This is a genomic window from Hymenobacter rigui (assembly GCF_003944715.1).
GTDB lineage: Bacteria > Bacteroidota > Bacteroidia > Cytophagales > Hymenobacteraceae > Hymenobacter > Hymenobacter rigui.
In genome coordinates, this window is record NZ_RWIT01000003.1 from 402,962 (window position 1) to 423,393 (window position 20,432).

General features: G+C 59.1%; 13 protein-coding genes. 8 read left to right on the plus strand and 5 right to left on the minus strand.

What is annotated here, in order from left to right; all coding sequences use genetic code 11:
• Nucleotides 1–89: 89 nt before the first annotated feature.
• A complete protein-coding gene (locus EI291_RS08750) occupies nucleotides 90–1,724 on the minus strand; it encodes an FAD-dependent oxidoreductase (RefSeq protein ID WP_125419423.1) in 1,635 nt (544 codons plus the stop codon).
• Nucleotides 1,725–1,852: 128 nt separating this feature from the next.
• Here EI291_RS08750 and EI291_RS08755 point away from each other — a divergent pair, with 128 nt between their 5' ends.
• Both EI291_RS08755 and EI291_RS08760 read left to right on the plus strand, forming a co-directional pair.
• Complete coding sequence (locus tag EI291_RS08755) at nucleotides 1,853–2,092, plus strand: hypothetical protein (RefSeq protein ID WP_125419424.1); 240 nt, start codon at nucleotides 1,853–1,855, stop codon at nucleotides 2,090–2,092.
• Between the two features lie 53 nt (nucleotides 2,093–2,145).
• A complete protein-coding gene (locus EI291_RS08760) occupies nucleotides 2,146–2,397 on the plus strand; it encodes a hypothetical protein (protein WP_044000633.1) in 252 nt (83 codons plus the stop codon).
• Between the two features lie 407 nt (nucleotides 2,398–2,804).
• Here the strand turns inward: EI291_RS08760 and asnS are convergent, their stop codons facing one another.
• A complete protein-coding gene (gene asnS / locus EI291_RS08765) occupies nucleotides 2,805–4,208 on the minus strand; it encodes an asparagine--tRNA ligase (RefSeq protein WP_125419425.1) in 1,404 nt (467 codons plus the stop codon).
• Nucleotides 4,209–4,293: 85 nt separating this feature from the next.
• Nucleotides 4,294–5,370 carry a hypothetical protein gene (locus EI291_RS08770; RefSeq protein WP_125419426.1) on the minus strand — a complete coding sequence of 359 codons (1,077 nt, stop codon included), beginning with the start codon at nucleotides 5,368–5,370 and terminating at the stop codon, nucleotides 4,294–4,296.
• 200 nt (nucleotides 5,371–5,570) lie between these two features.
• On the opposite strand from EI291_RS08770, the gene rpoN reads away from it, so the two are divergent.
• The 3 genes from rpoN (at nucleotide 5,571) to EI291_RS08785 (ending at nucleotide 11,582) form a co-directional block, all read left to right on the plus strand.
• Nucleotides 5,571–7,157 carry an RNA polymerase factor sigma-54 gene (gene rpoN / locus EI291_RS08775; protein ID WP_125419427.1) on the plus strand — a complete coding sequence of 529 codons (1,587 nt, stop codon included), beginning with the start codon at nucleotides 5,571–5,573 and terminating at the stop codon, nucleotides 7,155–7,157.
• Between the two features lie 104 nt (nucleotides 7,158–7,261).
• Nucleotides 7,262–7,852 carry a hypothetical protein gene (locus EI291_RS08780; RefSeq protein WP_125419428.1) on the plus strand — a complete coding sequence of 197 codons (591 nt, stop codon included), beginning with the start codon at nucleotides 7,262–7,264 and terminating at the stop codon, nucleotides 7,850–7,852.
• Between the two features lie 112 nt (nucleotides 7,853–7,964).
• Complete coding sequence (locus EI291_RS08785) at nucleotides 7,965–11,582, plus strand: PAS domain S-box protein (RefSeq protein ID WP_125419429.1); 3,618 nt, start codon at nucleotides 7,965–7,967, stop codon at nucleotides 11,580–11,582.
• An 83-nt stretch (nucleotides 11,583–11,665) separates the two neighbouring features.
• Here EI291_RS08785 and EI291_RS08790 read toward each other — a convergent pair whose 3' ends face one another.
• Together EI291_RS08790 and EI291_RS08795 are read right to left on the minus strand one after the other, a co-directional pair.
• Nucleotides 11,666–12,394, minus strand: coding sequence for a LytR/AlgR family response regulator transcription factor (locus EI291_RS08790; protein WP_125419430.1), 729 nt, complete (start codon nucleotides 12,392–12,394; stop codon nucleotides 11,666–11,668).
• Nucleotides 12,395–12,683: 289 nt separating this feature from the next.
• Entirely contained in the window at nucleotides 12,684–14,069 is a 1,386-nt protein-coding gene (locus EI291_RS08795) for an FAD-dependent oxidoreductase (RefSeq protein WP_125419431.1), read from the minus strand.
• Nucleotides 14,070–14,266: 197 nt separating this feature from the next.
• Here EI291_RS08795 and EI291_RS08800 point away from each other — a divergent pair, with 197 nt between their 5' ends.
• The 3 genes from EI291_RS08800 to EI291_RS08810 all read left to right on the plus strand — a co-directional run bounded on the left by EI291_RS08800 (nucleotide 14,267) and on the right by EI291_RS08810 (nucleotide 20,355).
• The gene (locus tag EI291_RS08800) at nucleotides 14,267–14,521 is read left to right on the plus strand and encodes a hypothetical protein (RefSeq protein WP_125419432.1); all 255 of its coding nucleotides are present in this window, start codon (nucleotides 14,267–14,269) and stop codon (nucleotides 14,519–14,521) included.
• Nucleotides 14,522–14,713: 192 nt separating this feature from the next.
• The gene (locus EI291_RS08805) at nucleotides 14,714–17,338 is read left to right on the plus strand and encodes a TonB-dependent receptor (RefSeq protein ID WP_125419433.1); all 2,625 of its coding nucleotides are present in this window, start codon (nucleotides 14,714–14,716) and stop codon (nucleotides 17,336–17,338) included.
• Nucleotides 17,339–17,670: 332 nt separating this feature from the next.
• The gene (locus EI291_RS08810; RefSeq protein WP_170172572.1) at nucleotides 17,671–20,355 is read left to right on the plus strand and encodes a TonB-dependent receptor; all 2,685 of its coding nucleotides are present in this window, start codon (nucleotides 17,671–17,673) and stop codon (nucleotides 20,353–20,355) included.
• Nucleotides 20,356–20,432: the final 77 nt, after the last annotated feature.

Below are 20,432 nucleotides of genomic sequence, written 5' to 3' on the forward strand. Positions count from 1 at the left end.
GAACGTCAGGCTTGATCTAGCATGACGTTCCTTTTTGATTTTTCGGTCTTACTGAACGACTTCAATCCAGCCAGGCCACCGTTCCCGTTTTATTTCCCGGCTTTTTCCAGCAGCTTGCTCCAATTGAGCTTACGGCGGGCGGCGGTGGGCGTGGGCATCTGCCCGAGGCGCATCAGCTCCGCAATGCACACCATCTCGTCGTCGTGCTGTATGGCGGCGGCGGCTACCAGCTTGTTCTGGTGGGCATACAGGGCCAGGAACTTGTGGCGGCGCACGTCGCCGTGGAAGATGATTTCGTCCCACACGGTAGCGTGGCCCACGTAGCGCAGGCTTTTCCCAAACTGCTGGGTCCAGAAAAACGGAATTTCCTCAAACGCCACGTGTTGCCCCAGCATGTTGCGGGCGGCGCAGGCTCCTTGCTGCTGGGCCATGCGCCAGTGCTCAATGCGGTGCTGCCCCAGCCCGGCCGGCAGCGGATACAGGGCCACATCGCCGGCGGCGTACACGTGCTTGGCCGCGCACAAATGGGCATCAACCCGCACGCCTCCGTCCTTTTCCAGGGTGAGCGTTTCAGCCAGGAACTCCGTGGCGGGGCGCACACCCACGCCCAGCACCACTACTTCGGCCGGCAGGCGTTGGCCCGAGGCCAGGCGCACGGCCGTTACGCGGCCGTTTTCGCCTTCCAGGGCAGCCACCTCAGCTTCTGTTTTGAACCGCACGCCGTGCCGCCGATGCAGGTTGCGAAACATGCGGCCAATTTTCGGGCCCAGCACTTTCTCCAGCGGCTCGGCTTCCTGCGCCACTACCGTAATGTGCCGCCCCTCACCCGCCAGGCTCGCCGCCGCTTCCATCCCAATAAAGCTGCTCCCGATGACCACGATGCGCTGGGCCTTCGTGGTGGCCTGTTTCAGGGCCGCCGCATCCTGCGCCGAGCGGAGCACCAATACGCCATCCAGCTCATGGCCCGGCAGCTTGGGCAACGTATTGGGCGTGCCGCCGGGAGCCAGCAGCAGGACATCGTAGTGTAACGGGCCGCGGCTGCTCAGGCGTAGCTGCCGGGTGTGCAGGTTGAGGCCGGTGGCGCGGGTATCGGTGAGCAGCTCAATCCGGTGCTCGTCATAGAAACTCGGTTTACGCAACGGCAGGTTTTTATCGGTGGCTTTGCCGGCCAGGTAGGCTTTGCTGAGCTTGGTACGGTCGGTGGGGGCGGTGGGCTCAGCCGTAACCAGCACAATGCGGCCGCCGAAGCCTTCGGTGCGCAGCGTTTGGGCCGCGAATTGCCCGGCGGCCCCGCCTCCTACCACCACAAAGGTGCGGGCATCGGGGGCCGCGGCGTTGGGCGCGGGCACCTCGCCGCCTACCAGCGCCGTGGGCGTGGCGTCGGGCGTTTCGGCGGCAGCGGCTGGGTGAGCGGGCAGCTGCACCCACACGCGACCCTCGGCTACACGCACGGGGTAGCTGGGCAGGTTATCGAGGGCCGGGGGTTGGCACAGGTGTCCATCCGTCACGCGGAAGCAGGCGTGGTGCCAGGGACACACCAGCTGGTCGCCCACAATCCGGCCTTTTTCCAAAGGAGCCCCGTAATGCGGGCACTTTGGGGCCAGGGCCACGTACTGCCCCTGCCGCAGCACCAACAGCACTTCCGCGCCGGCGGTTGTAGTGAAAGTGCGCATTTCGCCTTCCTGAAGGGCATTGGCAGGTGCTAAGTCAAATTCGGACGGCATGGCGGGCGTGTGGTTGAGGTGGTAAGGCAGCCTTGCCAACGCACAGAAGGAAAACCGGGTTGTATTGTCTTTTCGTAATTACGAGTATCTGCACGTATCCTTTTAGCAGTCAATTCGTTCAGCCCGCTATGCCTTCTGCCTTTCCGTTACCGCATAGTTTGCCTCTGGAGCTGCAAGTGCTGCTGCGCGGCGGGCACCGCTGCCTGCTGGTATACCGTACCCCGGGTACCTCGGCGGAGTTTTGCGTGCACGGCATTCTGCTAAATGTGCTGCGGCGCGGGCAGGTAGATTACCTCCTGCTGGCCAGTGGCTGTGAGCTGCGCCTCGATTGGCTCGTGTCTGTGAACGGGCACCGGCTGGCGGCGTAATCCCAGGCTGGCCGTTTGCCGTATGCCGGAGGGTACGTTTTCCTTCCCCACTCATGGCAACCGCACCCTACAAACCCATCAGCTGCTCGTTCTACGACGAGCTGGAGGCCCACGCTACCACCGGCCAGCCCTGCACCCTCACTTACCGCACCGAGCCCGACACCCCGCCCAGCACCTACCACGGCATCATCCAGGACCTCTATATCCGCGACAAAGTAGAATACCTGCGCCTGCAGGACGGCTTTGAGTTGCGCCTGGATAACCTGCTGGCTTTGGATGATAAGGAGCTGCGGAATTACTGCTAGGTGTTATTTGTATTCAACTTCCGCTATTACCTATCCGAAGGCCAGCATAAGAGCAAAAAGCACTGATGAAATAATTAATAAATAAGCCGCCACCCAACTCATTTTAACGATTAAGTAACTGTACAAGAGTAATGAGCCAGCACAAATGACAATTCCCCACCTGTATTCTTTCCGCCTTGAATGGCTCCTGTATCTATTACGTTTGTAGGCTGTTATTATCTGAAATGCGCCGATAATTGGTAGCCAAATAGCAACGAAGGCAATAATTTTAAAATGTATTACATCCATACAACTTGGATATTTCACCCTAACACCTGATGACTCCTGCCAGTCACTTATAATAACGGCCGCCTCACTTACGTGGGGCGGCCGTTAAAACATCTACAAAATCCGCGGAAATCCGTGATTTAAAACTCCGCCGACTTGGGGAAGCGGGGGAAGGGAATTACGTCGCGGATGTTGGCCATGCCGGTGATGAACAGGATGAGGCGCTCGAAGCCCAGGCCGAAGCCGGCATGCGGAGCCGAGCCGAAGCGGCGGGTGTCGAGGTACCACCACAGGTCTTCCTCGGGTACGTGCATTTCCTGCATGCGCTGCTGCAGCTTCTGCAAATCATCCTCGCGCTGGGAGCCGCCGATGATTTCGCCGATACCGGGGAACAGCACGTCCATGGCGCGCACGGTGCGGCCATCCTCGTCCAGCTTCATGTAGAAGGCCTTGATGTCCTTGGGGTAGTTGGTGAGGATAACCGGCTTCTTGAAGTGCTTCTCCACCAAATACCGCTCGTGCTCCGACTGCAGGTCGGTGCCCCAGTCCACGGGGAATTCGAACTTCTGCTTGGCCCCTTTCAGGATTTCCACGGCCTCGGTGTAGGTGAGGCGCTTGAAGTCGTTTTCCACCACAAACTGCAGGCGGTTCAGCAGCTCCTTGTCGTAGTGGTCGTTGAGGAATTGCAGGTCGTCCGGGCAGTGCTCCAGGGCGTAGCGTACCAGGCTCTTGAGGAAGTCCTCAGCCAAGTCCATGTTGTCCTGCAGGTCGAAGAAGGCCACTTCCGGCTCAATCATCCAGAACTCAGCCAAATGGCGGGCAGTGTTGCTGTTCTCGGCCCGGAACGTGGGCCCAAAGGTGTACACCTTGCCCAGCGCCATAGCCGCCACCTCGCCTTCGAGCTGACCCGACACGGTGAGGTTGGTGGCTTTGCCGAAGAAATCCTGGCTGTAATCTACCGCGCCGGCCTCGTCCAGGGGCGGCTTGGTGTCCGACAGCGTGGTAACGCGGAACATCTGGCCGGCACCCTCGGCATCGGAGCCGGTGATGATGGGCGTATGGATGTAGAAGTAGCCGTGGTCGTTGAAGTACTTATGCACCGCAAACGACATGGCGTGCCGAATGCGCAGCACCGCGCCAAACGTGTTGGTGCGGGGGCGCAGATGGGCAATACCGCGCAGGAATTCCAGCGTGTGGCCCTTCTTCTGGAGCGGATACGCATCCTGGTCGGCGGTGCCATACACGGTGATTTCCTCGGCCTGAATTTCCACCGACTGGCCCTTACCCTGGCTCGCTACCAGCTTGCCGCGCACGGCTACAGCGGCGCCGTTGTCCACGCCGTCGGCTTTGAGCTTCTCCTCCGGGAACTGCTCGGCATTGGCTACTACCTGAATGGAATTAAAGCCGGAGCCGTCGTTCACGGCAATAAACTGCACGTATTTGTTGCCGCGGCGGGTACGTACCCAGCCTTTTACCAGCACTTCACGGTCCAGATCAGTGCTGCGGAGCAGGTCCTGCACGCTGGTTCTACGGAGGTCGGACATGGGGAAATCGGTTCTACTAAAGAATGTAAGAGCCGCAAAGGTAGGGCTTTTGCCAAGGGCGTAAAACGACCCTTTACGCAACCCGTCATCCTCCTATCAAGCGCTGCCACCAGCTGCGCCTGGATGCCGTTGATGGTGTAGTTGACGGTAAAATCGCCTCGTCCTCCGGCGTTCCTAGATTCACACTACCCGGATGCAAAGCCTGTAGTGCTTGCCTCACGGTTTCAGGTGGCAATACTTGCCGTAGCTGTACTTGCGGTAAGTGCGCCCCGTGGAGCACCGCGCAGAAGCCAACCTCCCAGCTGCGACGTGGCCCTCCGGGCAGTTCGGTGCCCAACAGCACAACGCGGCCTTGTAGGCGGGGCAGGTCGCGTACGGGCAAGTCTCCCCAGGCCATTTGCAATTTGTCCAATGGGCCGCCTTGGTAAGCCGCTGCATTCAACCAGTTGAACAGGGCGGCATCTACATCTTTTTCCGGGGGCTCGGCAGTAAGCCCTTGGGCGTAGCGCAGCAAGTGCGGGTCCAGGGCCGAGTACATCCGGCGCAGCCCTAATTCGGCTTGGTGCTGTACTACCAAGGGCTGTAGCAGAGTGAATAGGTGAAACACATTATTTACCTGGCTTACCTTCACCTCCAGCCCGGTGCCCTGTTCCGGAAAAAGAACGTACAGGCTCTCCTCGTCGCTTACCTGCAACATGCCAGCGAGGTAATAGAAGTGGTCGGAAACGTCTTCGTGTACGTTTAGCCACTCCACCAGGTCGGTCAGCTGCTGCAGCTCACGCCTGTTAGCCGCCGAGCGGCACAACATGGCCATCAGGGCCATGATGGTAAAACGAAAAGCGCCAGCAGGCGGGGTTACGCCAGTATTCAGGAGTTCCTGCAGGCGCTGAAAGTGCGTGAGCAACGCCGGAAACGCTAGTGTAGCCTGCCCGCTTTGCTCAACCAGCGCCCCGCAGCACAGGGCCAGCACCGATGCCGGCGCAACCTCCGCCTCCGGGAGCATCCGGGCCAAAGCCAATAAAACTTCGGGTGCATCCTCGGCAGATAACTCGCTGGTCCAATCCATAAAATCCTGCACTTCTGGCTCCTGCACAAGATCGGCTGGCGATAAAACAGTAGGTAATAAGCACCAGATGCGCAAGGACGCTAGCTCGCTGAACATGGGTCGGTGATAAGATAAGCAGATGATTTTCCGGAATTAGTTAGCTTAGGCAAGCTTCAGGCTAACGCTTTAACCAGTCGGGCAAGATAACCAGGGCGGTAGTTACGCCAACTTTTTCCCCCAAACCCAAGTACAGAAAGGGCTATATTTGGCCTAACCACCCCGTTTTGTAACCGGCGGGGCGTACGCGTTTTTAGAGTATGCAACGACTGGACATGAAGCAGCTTCTCTCGCAGAAGCTGTCACCCCAACAGATTCAATTCATTAAGCTCCTGCAAATCCCGACGGTGGAGCTAGAGGCGCGCATCAAGGAAGAGCTGGAGGCCAACCCGGCCCTGGAGGAAGGCGACGACCAGGAGGACGAGTTTGACGAACAGGAGCGCGACGACTCCGACGACGCGGAAGACGATTTCGACGACCCGGACTCCGAGTTTGACAACCCCGACAACACGCTGGACGAGGATTTCGACGGCGACCAAGCCGAGGAGCAGCCCGAAATTGACCTCAGCGCCAAGGATGAGCCTACAGAAATCAAGGAGTCGGAATCAGCCGATGACCTGGACCTGAGCGACTACCTTCACGACGACGAAATAGCCGGCTACAAAATGCAGGGCGACGGCCCCGGCGAGGACGAGGACGACCGGGAAATGCCCCTGGCCGATACCAGCGGCTCACTTATCGACAACCTGCTCGACCAGCTGGGCTTTGCCAGCCTCGATGAGAAGCAGGAAGCCATTGGCCGCCAGCTCATCGGCTCCATCGACGGCGACGGGTACATCCGCCGCGACCTGTCGGCCATTGCCAACGACTTGGCATTTTCGCAGAACATCGAGGCCACCGTGCCCGAAATCGAGAGCGTGTTGCACGTCATCCAGACGTTTGACCCGGCCGGCATCGGGGCCCGCGACCTGCAGGAGTGCCTGCTGCTGCAGTTGGAGCGCCGCCCTCAGGATGAGGACACCGAGCACGCCGAACAGATCCTGAACGACACGTTCGACGAGTTTACCAAAAAGCACTATCAGCGCATTCAGCAGAAGCTGGACCTGGAAGACGATGAGCTGAAGGACGCCATTGCCCTCATTCTCAAGCTCAACCCCAAGCCCGGCGGTACGGGCCCGGTGGGCATGGGCAAGGTGCAGTACATCATTCCCGACTTTATTCTGACCCACGACAACGGCCAGTTCAACCTCACGCTGAACTCCCGCAACGCCCCCGATCTGCGCGTATCGCCGGCCTATACGGATATGTTCCGGGCCTACGATAAGGCGTCGAAAAAGGACAAGAAGATGAAGGAGGCCGTGACCTTCGTGAAGCAGAAGCTGGACTCGGCCAAGTGGTTTATTGATGCCATCCGGCAGCGCCAGAACACGCTGCTGCGCACCATGGATGCCATTGTGCGCTACCAGAGCGAGTTCTTTGCTGAGGGCGACGAGAGCAAGCTACGGCCCATGATTCTGAAAGACATTGCCCAAGAAATCGGCATGGACATCAGCACCGTGAGCCGGGTGGCCAACTCCAAGGCCGTGCAGACGGAGTTCGGCATCTACCCGCTTAAATACTTCTTCTCCGAAGGCATTGCCACTGACTCGGGAGAGGATGCGTCGAGCCGGGAGGTGAAGCACATTCTAAAGGAAATCATTGAGGGCGAGCAGAAAAACCGACCCCTCAGCGACGATAAGCTGGAAAAGATGCTCAATGCCCGGGGCTATAACATTGCCCGCCGCACGGTGGCCAAGTACCGGGAGCAGCTCAATATTCCGGTGGCCCGTCTGCGCAAGGAGCTGTAAAACTTCGTTTCCGGCTCAGATATAACCAGAACGTCATGTTGCGATATGCGCGGCATGACGTTCTTTGCTTTTTCAGTCGTCTCTCTTACTCCGTACCCAACTGTTTGAAAAAGCACCTCGCCACCCTGCTTTCCGCCGTGTTTCATCCGCTTCTGGTGCCATCGTACCTGGCCGGGCTGGTGGAATTGCAGCAAGCTACGGGTGGCAGCCGGCTCTGGACGGTGGTGGTGTTTACGTTTCTGCTACCCACGGGCGCGGCAATGCTGCTGCTGCGGCTGGGCCGGATTGACTCGCTGGAGATGCCCCGGCGGCAGCAGCGGGCCTGGCCGTTGGGGCTGGCAGCCCTCAGTTTCGGGGCTGGGGCCGGATGGCTGCACTGGCAGCATGCCGCGCCGGCGTTGGTGGTGGGGCTGGCGGGCATGGCCGTGGCCGTACTGCTCACCTTCCTGATTACGTTGCGCTGGAAAATATCGGCGCACGGCGTGGGCATGGGTGGGGCGGCCGGGCTGCTGCTGGCCCTCTACTTACAACACCGTATTGGCCCGGCATGGGTGCTGGTAGCAGCAGGGCTGGCGGCGGCCGTGGGCTGGGCCCGGCTGGCGCTGCGGGCCCACACGTCGGCGCAGGTGTGGGCGGGCCTGGCCCTAGGCGTGAGCGTGGCCCTGGGCTGCAGCATGGTGCTGGCATTGGGGTAGCCCAATTCGTTGCGTATCTTTCTTGGGCTAACCTGCGCCGAGTCGGTTGGCTGACCGGCCGGGATGCCGTGTTGGCCGGTTTACCGCTTCCGTTGCCCCCTGCCGCTTCCGTATGCTTGCTTCCCCCGATTCTGCCCCTACTCTCGAATCTCTGACGGCCCAGTTGGAGCAGGAGCGCCAGGGGCGTATGGCTGCCGAACAGCAGATCCAGACCATCCGCCGTCACCTTACATCCACGCAGCGCACTGTCGTGCGCCTCACCGACAGCATTACCCGCCTCACCCAGAACCTGCGGGTGGGTGTGCTGGTCGTGCATCAGAACGGCATGGTGGCCCTGCTCAACCAGGAGTTCTGCGACTTGCTGGGCATTGAGGAAATTCCGCCGCTGGGTAATAAGGAACAGCCCGTACAGCCGATTCTGGAGGCGCTCATTGCCCAGTCGGCCCGGCCGGAGGTTACCCGCCAACGCTTGGCCATGATGCGGCAGGTAGATCAGCGGGTGCTGGGTGAAGACCTGGAGCTGGCCGACAGCACCGTGCTGGAGGTGGATTTTATTCCGCTCAGCGGCCCCGATGAGCTGGTGGCGGCCGGGTACATGTTGTCGTTCCGGGATGTTACTCAGTCGCGCCGGGCCGAGCAATATACCCACTCCTTATCGCGCATACCGGGCCAGAACCCCAACCCCGTGCTGCGCCTGCACGCCGATGGCCGCCTGCTCTACAGCAACCCCGCCGCCGACCAGCTCCGACAGGAATATCTGCACCCGCATCAGGAGCCCAATTTGCCCCGGCAGGTGTATCAGGCGGCCCTGGATGCCCTAGCGGGTGGTCAGCAGCTGCTCCGGCGGGAAATGTGGTTCTGGCAGCGGTGCTACCAGGTGGCCATTGCCCCATTCGTGGATGACCAGTACGTCAACCTGTATTTCACCGATATTACCCTGCTCAAGGACGCCGAAAGCCGGCTGGTGGAGCAGCAGGAGTTCTATGAAACTGTGCTTAACCATTTACCCGCCGATGTGGTGGTGTTTGATGCAGAGCACCGCTACCGTTTTGTGAACCCGGCCGCCATTCGCAACGAGGAAATGCGGCAATGGATTATCGGCCACGATGACTTTGAGTATGCCACCCACCGGGGCCGCACCGACGAGCAGGCCCGGGCCCGCCGGGCGCTGTTTGAGCAGGCGGTGCGGCAACGCAATGTGTTGGCCTGGGAAGAGCAAATTCCTACCCCGGACGGGCCTCGCCTGGCGTTGCGCCACCTGCAGGCCGTGTATGGCCCCCAGGATGAAGTGCGTATGGTAATCGGGTACGGCGTAGATATTACGGAACGCCACACCGCCGAGGAGCGCCTGCGCCGTAGCGAGGCAATTCTGCAGGAAAACCAGCACTTTGTCCGGCTGGTGGTGGATACCACGCCCAGCTTTATCTGGGTGACGGATGGACGTGGCAATGTGTTATTCAGTAACCGTGCGTTTGATGAGCTGGTAGAGAACAGCTCCCACCGGGAAGTGGATCCGGATGACTTCGCCAATCCGGTTGCCGCTGAAGCCCGCGCCTTTGTAACCACTGATGAGCAGGTGCTGAGTACCGGCCAGGAGCTGGTGCAGGAAACCACCTACACCCTGCGCGACGGTACTACCATGTGGCTGCAGACAGTAAAGCGGCCTTTATACCGCGTGGATGGCTCCGTAAACGTGCTGGGGGTGAGCACCGACATCACCGAAATGAAGCGGACCCGCCAGACGCTGGAGCGCAGCGCCAAGCAGTACCGCGACCTGATGCACTACTCGCAGGCTCTCATCTGCACCCACGATTTACAGGGCGTCCTGCTGTCCGTCAACCCGGCCGCGGCCCAGTTGGTGGGCATGGTACCCGAGCTGCTGATTGGCCGCACCCTCGCGGAGGTACTCACCCCCGACCTGCATCCGCAGCTGGAGCAGTACCTGCAGCAGGCCCACGAGCAGCAGGAACTAACCGGCCTGATGACCCTGCGTGACCCTGACGGCCGGCCTCACCACCTGATTTACAACAACTACCGCGTAGAGGAGCCCGGCGAGCTGCCGTACGTAATTGCCTACGGCCAGGAAATAACCGAGCGGATTCTGGCAGAGCAGGAGCTGGTACGGGCCAAGGAAGAAGCTGAAAATACGGCCCGAGCCAAGGAAAATTTCCTGGCCAACATGAGTCACGAAATCCGGACCCCCATTAACGGGATTCTGGGCATGGCCGGGCTGCTGGCCAAAACCCCACTCGATGCGGCCCAACAGGACCATTTACAGGTGTTGCGCAACTCCGGCCGCCATTTGCTCACCGTCATCAACGACGTGCTGGATGTAGCCAAGATTGAAGCTGGCAAGCTTGAAATGGAGCAGATAGCTTTCGATATCTGCCAGTCAGTTAAAGAGGGCGTGCAGAGCCAGGTATACCGGGCCGAGGAAAAGGGAATTGAGTTTCGGTGGGTCCCGCTGCAGCTCCGCCACCCCGTCGTTATCGGCGACCCGGGCCGGCTCAACCAGATTCTGCTGAACCTGATCAGCAATGCCATCAAATTCACCCACCAGGGCTTCGTGGAGCTAGGCTGCAAGCTGCGGCAGGAAACTGCTGCTACGCTGGACCTGGAGTTTTATGTGCGCGACTCCGGCATTGGTATTTCCGCCGACAAGCAGGACACCATTTTCGAGAGCTTTTCGCAGGCCTACGCCGATATTTCACGCCGGTTTGGGGGCACCGGCCTGGGCCTCACCATCAGCCGTAGCTTAGTGCAGCAGCTGGGGGGTCACATGTGGGTGGAAAGCGAAGAAGGCAAAGGCAGTACGTTCTGTTTCTCACTCACTTTTGCCAAAGGCGCACGTACGCTGCCGGAACCGGCTCCGCTCCCCCCGCTGGACCCCACCGCCCTGCGGGGCAAACGCGTGCTGCTGGTTGAAGACCACCCGGTAAATCAGCAGCTGGCGCTGCTGATTCTGGAAGGTTGGCAGGTGGAAACCCACGTCGCCTCCAACGGCAACGAAGCCCTGACCCAGCTGGAGGCCCGCCTCTATGATGTGGTGCTGATGGATATTCAGATGCCCGGCATGAGCGGCCTTGATGTGGCCCACCGCCTGCGCCAGCACCCCGATCCGCTCCGGGCCGGCACACCGGTTATTGCCCTCACTGCCAACGTCATGCGCTCCGACAATGAAATGTACCGCGCGGCCGGGTTGGATTATTTATCGAAGCCCTTCGAGGAGAATGACCTGTTCCGGAAGCTGGAAGCCAACCTGCGGCCGGTGCCGGTGGCAACGCTGGAAACCAGTGCCCTCCCGCAGGATGCTTCCGAAGCAAGTGCCGGATTTCTGTCAGCGGCCGTCATGGAGGCCGTGCCTGGCCCGGAAGCACTGCTGTATAACCTGAGCCGCCTACGGGATACCGCGCATGGCAGTACCATTTTTATGCAGAAGGTAATTGGCTCGTTCCGGACGCATACCCCGGCAGCCATAGTTCAACTATTGGAGGCCACTACGGCCGGCAACTGGGCGGTGGTCGGCAGTCTGGCGCACAAGCTTCGGCCGTCGTTGCAGCTATTAGGCATTGAGGCAGCCTACGGTCCCGTTGCTGTATTGGAGCCCTTCTCCCGCTCTGAGTCGCCGCTGCCGCACCCATCCGAGGCGGAGCTAACCGCCGCCGCTCAACAGCTGATAGCCGTATTGACGGCGGTAGTGGAGCAGCTGGCCCATGCCCTAACGGAGTAGCCAGCATACAAGCACAGCAACGCCCCGCAAGATGAGTTGCGGGGCGTTGCTGTGCTTTTGAAAATGGTCCGGCCGGCCGGTTATCAAATCCGGTTCAGCTTACGAAAGAAGGCCTCCTGGTAAGACTTGCCGATGGGCACGTGCTGACCTCCGGGCACTACGGCGGCCCCATCTTCAATGGCCTCAATGCGGCGCATGTTCAGAATATACGACCGGTGTACCCGCACAAAATGGTCGAACGGCAGGCGCGCATCCAGGGCTTTCATGGTGGTGTATACAATGTATTTCTGCTTGTCCGTCACAATGATAACGTAGTCCGAAAGGGCTTCAATGTAGAGTACATCATCAAAGTTGATGCGTACCATCTTGTTGTTCACCTTCACAAACAGGTCGTGGTCGGGGGGGGCTGCCGGAGCGGCCGGAGCCGCGGCAGCTACCGGCGTGGCGTGCTGCTGCAGGGCCCGCTGCACTGCGCGGCTGAAGCGGGCGTAGTCAAACGGCTTTACCAGGTAATCCGTCACCCGCAGATCAAACGCATCCACGGCAAAATCCTCGTGGGCGGTAGTCAGAATAACGATGGGTGGGTCAGACAGCACGCGCAGCAGGTCCAAGCCGTTGAGCTGTGGCATCTGCACGTCCAGAAATAGTACGTCCACTTTATTGCCGGCCCGGAAGTAGTTCAGGCCCTGCAGCGCGTCATCCATGGAGGCAACCAGCTGCAGCGAGTCGGTGAGAGAGATATAGTGTTCCAGCGTCAGCCGGTTTATTTCTTCATCGTCGATGATGGCACAGGTTAGAACGGGAGCGGACATAGTGACGCGGGAAAGGAGTATAGGTCGTAACCTACTGATTTTCTAAGGCAAATCCATCTTCATCGGCCCAGAAATGGTGTCTGAGGCAGGAAATCAGCTGTTTATCGGGTAGCTAAGCTAGTTGGCGGCGGGTTGCCAATCAAGCCGTTCGGCAAGTCCTGCCCTTCTTTTCTCTTTTTGAGAATAATCCGGCACACTAGGAAACGTTCCAGTATCCTCCCCGTCAGGTTTCGGGCAGCACAGCGGAGGCCGCTTTTCCTGATTTGAATTACCTAAAAATAGCTGACGCTCAGGGCCGCTGGGCCATTTCAGCCGCTACCAGCTGCTGCACCTCAGGCCGCTGAAAGTCATCCTCCGTCTGAATGTGCGGCATCAGGCGCTGCATGATGCGCTCCTGGGCCTGTCCGTTGGCCAGGGCTTCGGCGTAAGGCAGGCTCGAGAAAGTAACCTGCGAGTACAAGGGCAGCCACTTATCGGGGTATTGGGCCGAGAGCTTGCTCTCAATTTTTTTCTGGAGCAGAAACCGGGGGTCGGCTACCCGGTCGCGCATTTCCTGGAAGTTGTACACCGCCAGACTGGCCATGGCATCGGTGTTGGGCTTGCGCGAATCCTCAAACTCCTGAAACACCTTCTCCCAGTTGTGGCCGTGGCGGTGCAGCAGCTCATTCAGGATGGTGCAGTCCTCGAAGCCGGCATTCATGCCCTGCCCATAAAACGGCACAATGGCGTGCGCGGCATCGCCCAGCAGCAGCACTTGGTCCTGCACCGCCCACGGAAAGCAGCGGATAGTAACCAGGGAGCTGGTCGGATTCTCAAAAAACTCAGTTTGCAGGTTGGGCATCAGCGGTACGGCATCCGGAAATACCCGCTCAAAAAACGCCTGAACTTGCTCCGGTGTCTGGAGCGTAGCAAAGGAATCGGGGCCTTCGTAGGGGAAAAACAAGGTGCAGTTGAAAGAGCCATCGAGGTTGGGCAGGGCAATCATCATGTACTGCCCGCGCGGCCAGATGTGCAGCGCATTTTTCTCAATGGGCCACTGTCCGTCCGGCGCCGCCTCAATGGTAAGCTCCTTATAACCGTAATCCAGAAACTCCTGCGAGTAGTTAAACCGGTCGGTGCGCTGCAGGGCGCTGCGCACTGCCGAAAACGCCCCATCTACGCCAAACAGACGCTGATACGGCACCACCCGGCTTTGCTGGGTAGCAGTATCCAACAGCTCCAGCTCCTGGCGCTTCAAATCTACCCGGCGGCATTGCTGGTTGAAATACAGCCGAATGCCCGGCTCCTGCTCCACCAGATCCAGCATCCGGCGGTTGAGGCCGGCCCGCGACACGGAGTAGATGGACTGGCCGGCCTGTCCGTATGGCTGAAACGTGAGTCCGCCGTGGGTATCGTGCATCATGCGGCCATGCATCGGAATGGCCACTTCGCGCACCGCCTCCGCAATGCCTACCCCTTCCAGGGCCCGCCACCCCCTGTCGGAGAGGGCCAAGTTAATAGAACGCCCTTCAACGGGGCCAGCCTTCCGGATATCGGGGCGGCGCTCAAACAGCTCCACTATGTGCCCGTGCCGGGCCAGATACAACCCTAATAGGGAGCCAACCAGCCCGCCACCCAGTATGGTCAGCATTTCCGGAGCATTAAGAGCAGAGGTAGAGGAACGAACGTTGGCCATAGGGGCACAGGATCAGGTACGGAGGAAGGAAAGCCAGAACGGCGAATGTAAATGATTCTGCCGGCATCTTTTGATCGAGTAAAACAGCCTGTTGAACAGGCTGGCAGGCGCTATTAGCCGGAACTCATTTTCACTCAATTCGCAAGTCCATAGCTTTGAACTATTAAATGATTCTGTTGATCTAATACTCTACCCCCATGTCCCTTGTTTCTGCTTATCCAGTTATTGCTTTTACGCGCCGCTGCAACCGCCATCAGCGCCGGGCCGTCCGCCGCGTCCGCCTGACCAGCTTCCCGGCTTCGTCCAATCTGCGGCACTTCCCTCGCTTTACCGGCGCGGGCCGGGCTGCTGATGCAGCAGCAGATCCAAAAACTGTTTTACAGATCGGACACTATGTGTTAGGGGATGAAAGCTGCCCTCTGTTGTATGGCCCAGAGGATATCCGCTACTAAACACGTGGCGTCGGGCCCCGGCTCCTGAAGCCGCGCGTATACCTGTTGTCCCGAATAAATACAACTGACAACACCATTCAAATTCATGACTGTCAACTGCTTAAAAGTAGTTTATTCGGCATACATACGATATATTTGCATCCCGTTTCCTGAAAGCAACGGGCTTTACCCATTTTTTAGAATTTTCACAGTATGAGAAAACACTACCGTTTTCTATTCCTCTTCCTGCTGCTCATCTGCCAGACGGCCGTGAGTATGGCGCAGGAATTAGGGGCAATTGCCGGCCAGGTCCAGACGGATACCGGTGAGCCGATGCCGGGTGCCACCATTTTTATCCGGGGCACATTCATTGGGACCAGCACCGACCGGGACGGCAAATTCAGCCTGCGGGCCGACTTTAGCGAAGGTCCGGTTACTCTGTCGGTATCGTTTGTGGGCTATGAGAGCCGCGACGTGACGCTCAGCCAGCCCGACAACACGGTGAAGGTGCAGTTGAAAATCAACCCGACGCAGACCAACGAGGTAATTGCCTCGGCTTCGCGCGTGGAGGAAGGCATTCTGCAGGCACCGGTAACGGTAGAGAAGATTACCTCGCAGCAGGTGCTGCGCCTGCCCCCGCCCGATGTGCAGGTGGGCCTGAACCAGTTCAAGGGCATCGACGTGAACAGCTCCAGCATGATCATGAACTCGCTGAGCACGCGCGGCTTCAACTCGGCCAAATCGGAGCGCCTGATTCAGCTGACGGACTATTTCGATACCCAGTCGCCGAGCTTGAACGTGAACACCGGCAACCTGACGGGTCTGCCCGAGCTGGACATTGAGAGCATTGAAATTATCCATGGTCCGGCCTCGGCTCTGTACGGTGCCAACGCCTTCAACGGTGTGCTGCTGCAGAACTCCAAAGATGCCTTCGTGAGTGAGGGTGTAACGCTGCGCGTGCGCGGCGGGGAGCGGAACTTCTTCGACGGCCAATTGCGCTACGCCCAGAAAATCGGTGAAAAGTTCGCCTTCAAGATTACGGGAGCTTACCTGACGGCCAACGACTGGCTGGGCCAGAACTACTCGGCTACCAGCACGCAGGTGGAGCGCCGCAACAATGCCCAGGGCTCAACGCTGGGTTACGATGCCGTGAACCGCTACGGTGAGGTACCCTACACGGTGCCTGCCACCTACCCGTTTGCCGACCTGCGGGGCAAAACCCTGTTCATGCCCGGTTTTGATGAGAAAACCCTGGTGGCCGACGACGACAAAGCCAAGTCGCTGAAAATTCACCCTTCGGTTTCTTACCTGCTCACCAACTCCATTAAGCTGACGGTGGGTGCCAACTACAACCGGGGCACGGCCAGCTACCAGAGCTCCAGCCGCTACCGTTTCAAGGATTTCGGCACCAACCAGTACCACGGCGAAATCAAAGGGGCGCGGTGGTTTCTGCGCGGTCAGTCCATCCAGGACTACGGCCAGAACTCCTATGACCTGAACTTCCTGGGCCTCTTCCTGCAGAACTCGCCCATCAGCACCGGTAGTGGCACCACGTATGCCCAGCAGTATTTCAATACCTACTTGACCACGTACGGCGGCGCCCGCCAGGCTGGCCAGACAGATGCGCAGGCCCAGATTGCGGCCCAGAATGCCGCCACGAAAATCCAGCTGGACCCCAACAGCGCCACGTTCCGCAACCTGCGCAGCTCCATCATCAACGATGCTACGCCGGGCCGTGGTGCCCGCCTGAACCCCAGCTCCCTGCTGAACGAAGGCAATGCCCAGTACAACTTCAAGCTGGCTGAATCGGCCGACCTGATTGTGGGTGCCGCCTACCGGAAGTTCCGTCTGGGCTCCAATGGGAACCTGTTCTCCGACGAAAACGGCCGGATTCAGAACCACGAAATGGGTGGCTACGCCCAGCTGACCACAAAATTCCTGGATGAGCGTCTGAAGCTGGCCCTGGCCGGCCGCCTGGATGCCTTCAAGAACTTCAAGGCCGCCTTCTCGCCCCGTGCCTCGGTGGTGTACTCGGCCGGCGACAAACGGCAGCATAACTTCCGCGCCAGCTACGGCCGCGCCTTCCGTTCCCCCACGCAACTGGACCAGTACATCAAGCTGGATCTGGGCCAGGTACTATTGCTGGGCAACGTAGATAACGGCTACCAGGGCTACAGCCTCATCACCGGCCAGGCCATTGATATTGCTGCTCTGAAACTGGAACGCCTGAGCAGCTACGAAATCGGCTACAAGGGCGCGCTGAGTGAGAAAGTGGCTGTGGATGTAAACTACTACCGCAACTACTACAACGACTTCATCGGGGCGCAGCGCTTTATCGGTAATGCCGATGGTAGCCGCCCAGCCACTCCAGCCAACGGCCGGGTAGTGCAGGTGTGGACCAATGCTAACCAGGAAGTACGCACCCAGGGTGCTGCCGTGGGCCTGACGTACGCATTTGCCCCGTTCCTGAACATTGCGGCCAACTACTCCCTGAACATTCAGGACCGCAGCGACGTGCAGAATGCCGAGTTTCAGACGTACTTCAACACGCCGAAACACAAATACAACGTAGGCGCCAACGGCACGGTCATCAACCACCTGGGCTACGCCATTAACTACCGTTGGGCGCAGGGCCACGAGTACGGCCTGCCCTTCGCCGTAGGTCAGCTTTCAGACTATAGCTCCACGGATGCTTACCTGGGCTATAACTTCGCGAAGCTGGGAGCTACGCTGCAGGCCGGTGCCTCGAACCTGTTCGATGCCAACAACATTCAGGTATACGGCGGTCCGCAGATTGGTCGCCTCGTATACGTGGGTTTGCAATTGGATGTGAAGTAGGATTTCCAGCACGTTACCGACCCCATATGGTGCCTTCCTCCGCAATGGAGGAAGGCACTATTATTTTCCACTTGCCTGTCCCATAAAGAGAAAATTATCCAATATTGAGAATACTAGATATTATTTTGACCCAATTATAGACAGCACTCACCCACATTTATTCCAGGTTCAGCGAAAAGCAACCGTTCAGGAGCAGAAGGCAGGATAGTTTTGCCACCCCTTTATACCCGATCTGTTTTCACAACTGCATGAACCCTATTTACTCGGCTGCTCTTATTGCCACCGCTCTACACCCTCAGCCAGCAACAGCCGCTCCCCTACTGTCGGGCCCTATGGCCGTCCTTTTGGCCCCCTCGGCACCCAACGAAGCTGAACGCTCCCTGGCAGGTACCGTTCTAAATGATGAAGGCAAGCCGTTGCCGGGTGCCACCGTATTCATCAAAGGAACCTTTGTGGGTACCAGCACCGACCAGCAAGGCAACTTCCGGCTGGATGCCAGCTTTGAAAATGGCCCGGTGACGCTGGTTTTTTCTTACGTAGGCTACGATACCCGCGAAATCAAGCTGGAGGCCCCGGAACTGGCTATCAACATAGGCCTCAGCCCCAGCGCCACCCTGCTGAATGAAACCGTAGTATCGGCGTCGCGGGTGGAGGAGAACATTCTGCGGGCTCCAGTAACCATCGAGAAAGTATCGGCGCAGCAGATTGAGAAAATCCCGAACCCGGAAATTCTCAGTGGCCTGGGCCAGCTCAAGGGTCTGGATGTCAGCTCGGCCTCCATGCTGTTTACCAGCGTGAGCACGCGAGGCTTCAACACGGCCAAATCGGAGCGGGTAATTCAGTTGGTGGACTACATGGATACGGCCCTGCCTTCCCTGAACCTGAGCCCCGGCAACCTGGTAGGCATTCCGGAGCTGGATATGGAAAGCATTGAGATTATCCACGGTCCGGCCTCGGCCCTGTATGGCTCCAATGCCCTGAGCGGGGTTATCCTGTTCAACTCCAAGGATCCGTTTGTGTATGAAGGACTGAGCGTGCGGCTGCGTGGGGGCCAGCGCGACCTGCTGGACGGGCAGTTGCGCTACGCCAAAAAGCTGACGGAGAAACTGGCCATCAAAATCAACGCCAGTGCCTTCCGGGCCAACGACTGGATTGCCAACGATATGGCCGCTACCCAAAGCTCGGCCAACCCACAAGGCTCTGCGCTGGGCTACAACGCCGTCAACCGCTACGGCGACAATGGCTACACGTTCAACCAGCTGCAGCAGCTGCCGGGCGGCACCAACCCGGAACTGTACGGTAAAACGGCCTATCTGCCCGGCTTTTCGGAGGCTGAGCTGGTGGCGGACGACAACCGTACCACATCGTACCGACTCCAGGGGGCGGTATCGTATCTGCTACGCGACGACCTGAAGCTGACCGTAGAAGCCAAGCATGCCGAAGGCACCGCTACCTACCAGAACATCAGCCGTTTCCGGGTGAAGGGCCTGGGTACCAACCAATACCGCGCTGAGCTGAAAAGCAGCAAAGGTTTCCTGCGCCTCTACACCACCGAGGACTTTACGGGTAACTCCTACGAGCTAAACCAGCTGGGCACCCTTATTCAGAATTCGCCCCTCACCGAAGGAGGTTCAGTGAGCTATGCCCAGCAGTTTTACGGCACCTACAACGCCGCATACAGCCAGGCACGCCGCAGCGGCCTGCCGATGGATGCCGCGCTGGCCGCCGCCCAAACAGCCGCTAACCAAGTGCAGCTGTCCACCAGCGCCCCGCGCTTTGCCACCCTGCGGACCGCCATTATCGGCGACCAACAGCCGGGCCGGGGAGCACAGCAGTACTTCAACTCGTTTCTGCACGACATCAGCGGGCAGCGTAGCTTCCAGCTGACGGACCACGGCACCAACCTGACAGTGGGCGCGGCTTACCGGCAGTACCGGCTGGGCTCGAACGGCCTGCTGTTTTCCGACCGAGAGGGTCAGCGCATCAAAAACCACGAATACGGAGCCTACGGGCAGCTCACCCAAACGCTGCTGGACGAACGGCTGAAGCTGGCCTTTGCCGGCCGGGTAGATGAGTTCAAGAACTTCAAAGCCGCGTTTTCACCCCGGGCTTCGGCAGTATACTCGGTGGGTGAGAACAAGCAGCACAACTTCCGGGCAAGCTACGGCCGGGCGTTCCGCTCCCCATCCCAGACGGAGCAGTACTTCTACAATGATATCCGGACGGGCGTGCTCATTGGCAACATAAGCAACGGCTTCCAGGGCTACAATCTGAGTCTGTTCAACTCGCCGCAGCTGCTGGCCGCGGCTCAGACCAACCCAGCGGTGCTGCAACCCTACGAGTACACCATTGCGCCGCTAAAACTGGAACGGGTAAACACGGCTGAAATTGGCTATAAAGGCGCTGTACTGCCCAACGTGTACGCCGATGTGAGCTACTACCGCAGCCAGTACCAGGACTTCATTGGGGCCCAGACGTTTGTGGGCAACACTGATGGCAGCCGCCCGACGCCCCAGCAACTTGCCGCCGGCTACTCTACCGCTTACTCGGACCAAAGCAAGCCCACCCGCGTACTGTACGCCTACTACAACAACAACCAGGAAGTACGGACTCAAGGCGTAACAGCCGGCCTGACCTATTACTTCCGCCGCGCTCTGAACCTCACGGGCAACTACTCGCTGAACGTGCTGGACCGCAGCAATCTGCCGGCCGGCTTCCAAACGTTCTTCAACACGCCCAAACACAAGTACAACGTAGGCGCCAACGGCCAGGCCGGCAACTTCAGCTACACGGTAAACTACCGCTGGGTACAGGGCCATTTGCAGGAAATGCCCTTCGCCACCGGTACCATTCAAGACTACAGCACCGCTGACGCCTACGTGGGCTACAACGTGCCGAAGCTGAAGTCGACGTTTCAGGCCGGAGTCACCAATGCCTTCAACACCAACAACGTGCAGGTATTCGGCGGACCCCAGATTGGCCGCCTGGGCTACCTGGGTCTGCGGTTTGACCTGTAGTGCTTAGTGCTTAGTGCTTAGTGCTTAGTGCTTAGTGCTTAGATTGTATGAAAAGCCCCCGCTACGGTTGAGTAGCG

What these genes read in the sequence shown, in the direction of transcription:
- EI291_RS08750 (WP_125419423.1), bottom strand. Translation starts at nt 1,724, where the DNA reads ATGCCGTCCGAATTTGACTTAGCACCTGCCAATGCCCTTCAGGAAGGC.
- EI291_RS08755 (WP_125419424.1), top strand. Translation starts at nt 1,853, where the DNA reads ATGCCTTCTGCCTTTCCGTTACCGCATAGTTTGCCTCTGGAGCTGCAA.
- EI291_RS08760 (WP_044000633.1), top strand. Translation starts at nt 2,146, where the DNA reads ATGGCAACCGCACCCTACAAACCCATCAGCTGCTCGTTCTACGACGAG.
- asnS (WP_125419425.1), bottom strand. Translation starts at nt 4,208, where the DNA reads ATGTCCGACCTCCGTAGAACCAGCGTGCAGGACCTGCTCCGCAGCACT.
- EI291_RS08770 (WP_125419426.1), bottom strand. Translation starts at nt 5,370, where the DNA reads ATGTTCAGCGAGCTAGCGTCCTTGCGCATCTGGTGCTTATTACCTACT.
- rpoN (WP_125419427.1), top strand. Translation starts at nt 5,571, where the DNA reads ATGCAACGACTGGACATGAAGCAGCTTCTCTCGCAGAAGCTGTCACCC.
- EI291_RS08785 (WP_125419429.1), top strand. Translation starts at nt 7,965, where the DNA reads ATGCTTGCTTCCCCCGATTCTGCCCCTACTCTCGAATCTCTGACGGCC.
- EI291_RS08790 (WP_125419430.1), bottom strand. Translation starts at nt 12,394, where the DNA reads ATGTCCGCTCCCGTTCTAACCTGTGCCATCATCGACGATGAAGAAATA.
- EI291_RS08795 (WP_125419431.1), bottom strand. Translation starts at nt 14,069, where the DNA reads ATGGCCAACGTTCGTTCCTCTACCTCTGCTCTTAATGCTCCGGAAATG.
- EI291_RS08800 (WP_125419432.1), top strand. Translation starts at nt 14,267, where the DNA reads ATGTCCCTTGTTTCTGCTTATCCAGTTATTGCTTTTACGCGCCGCTGC.
- EI291_RS08805 (WP_125419433.1), top strand. Translation starts at nt 14,714, where the DNA reads ATGAGAAAACACTACCGTTTTCTATTCCTCTTCCTGCTGCTCATCTGC.
- EI291_RS08810 (WP_170172572.1), top strand. Translation starts at nt 17,671, where the DNA reads ATGGCCGTCCTTTTGGCCCCCTCGGCACCCAACGAAGCTGAACGCTCC.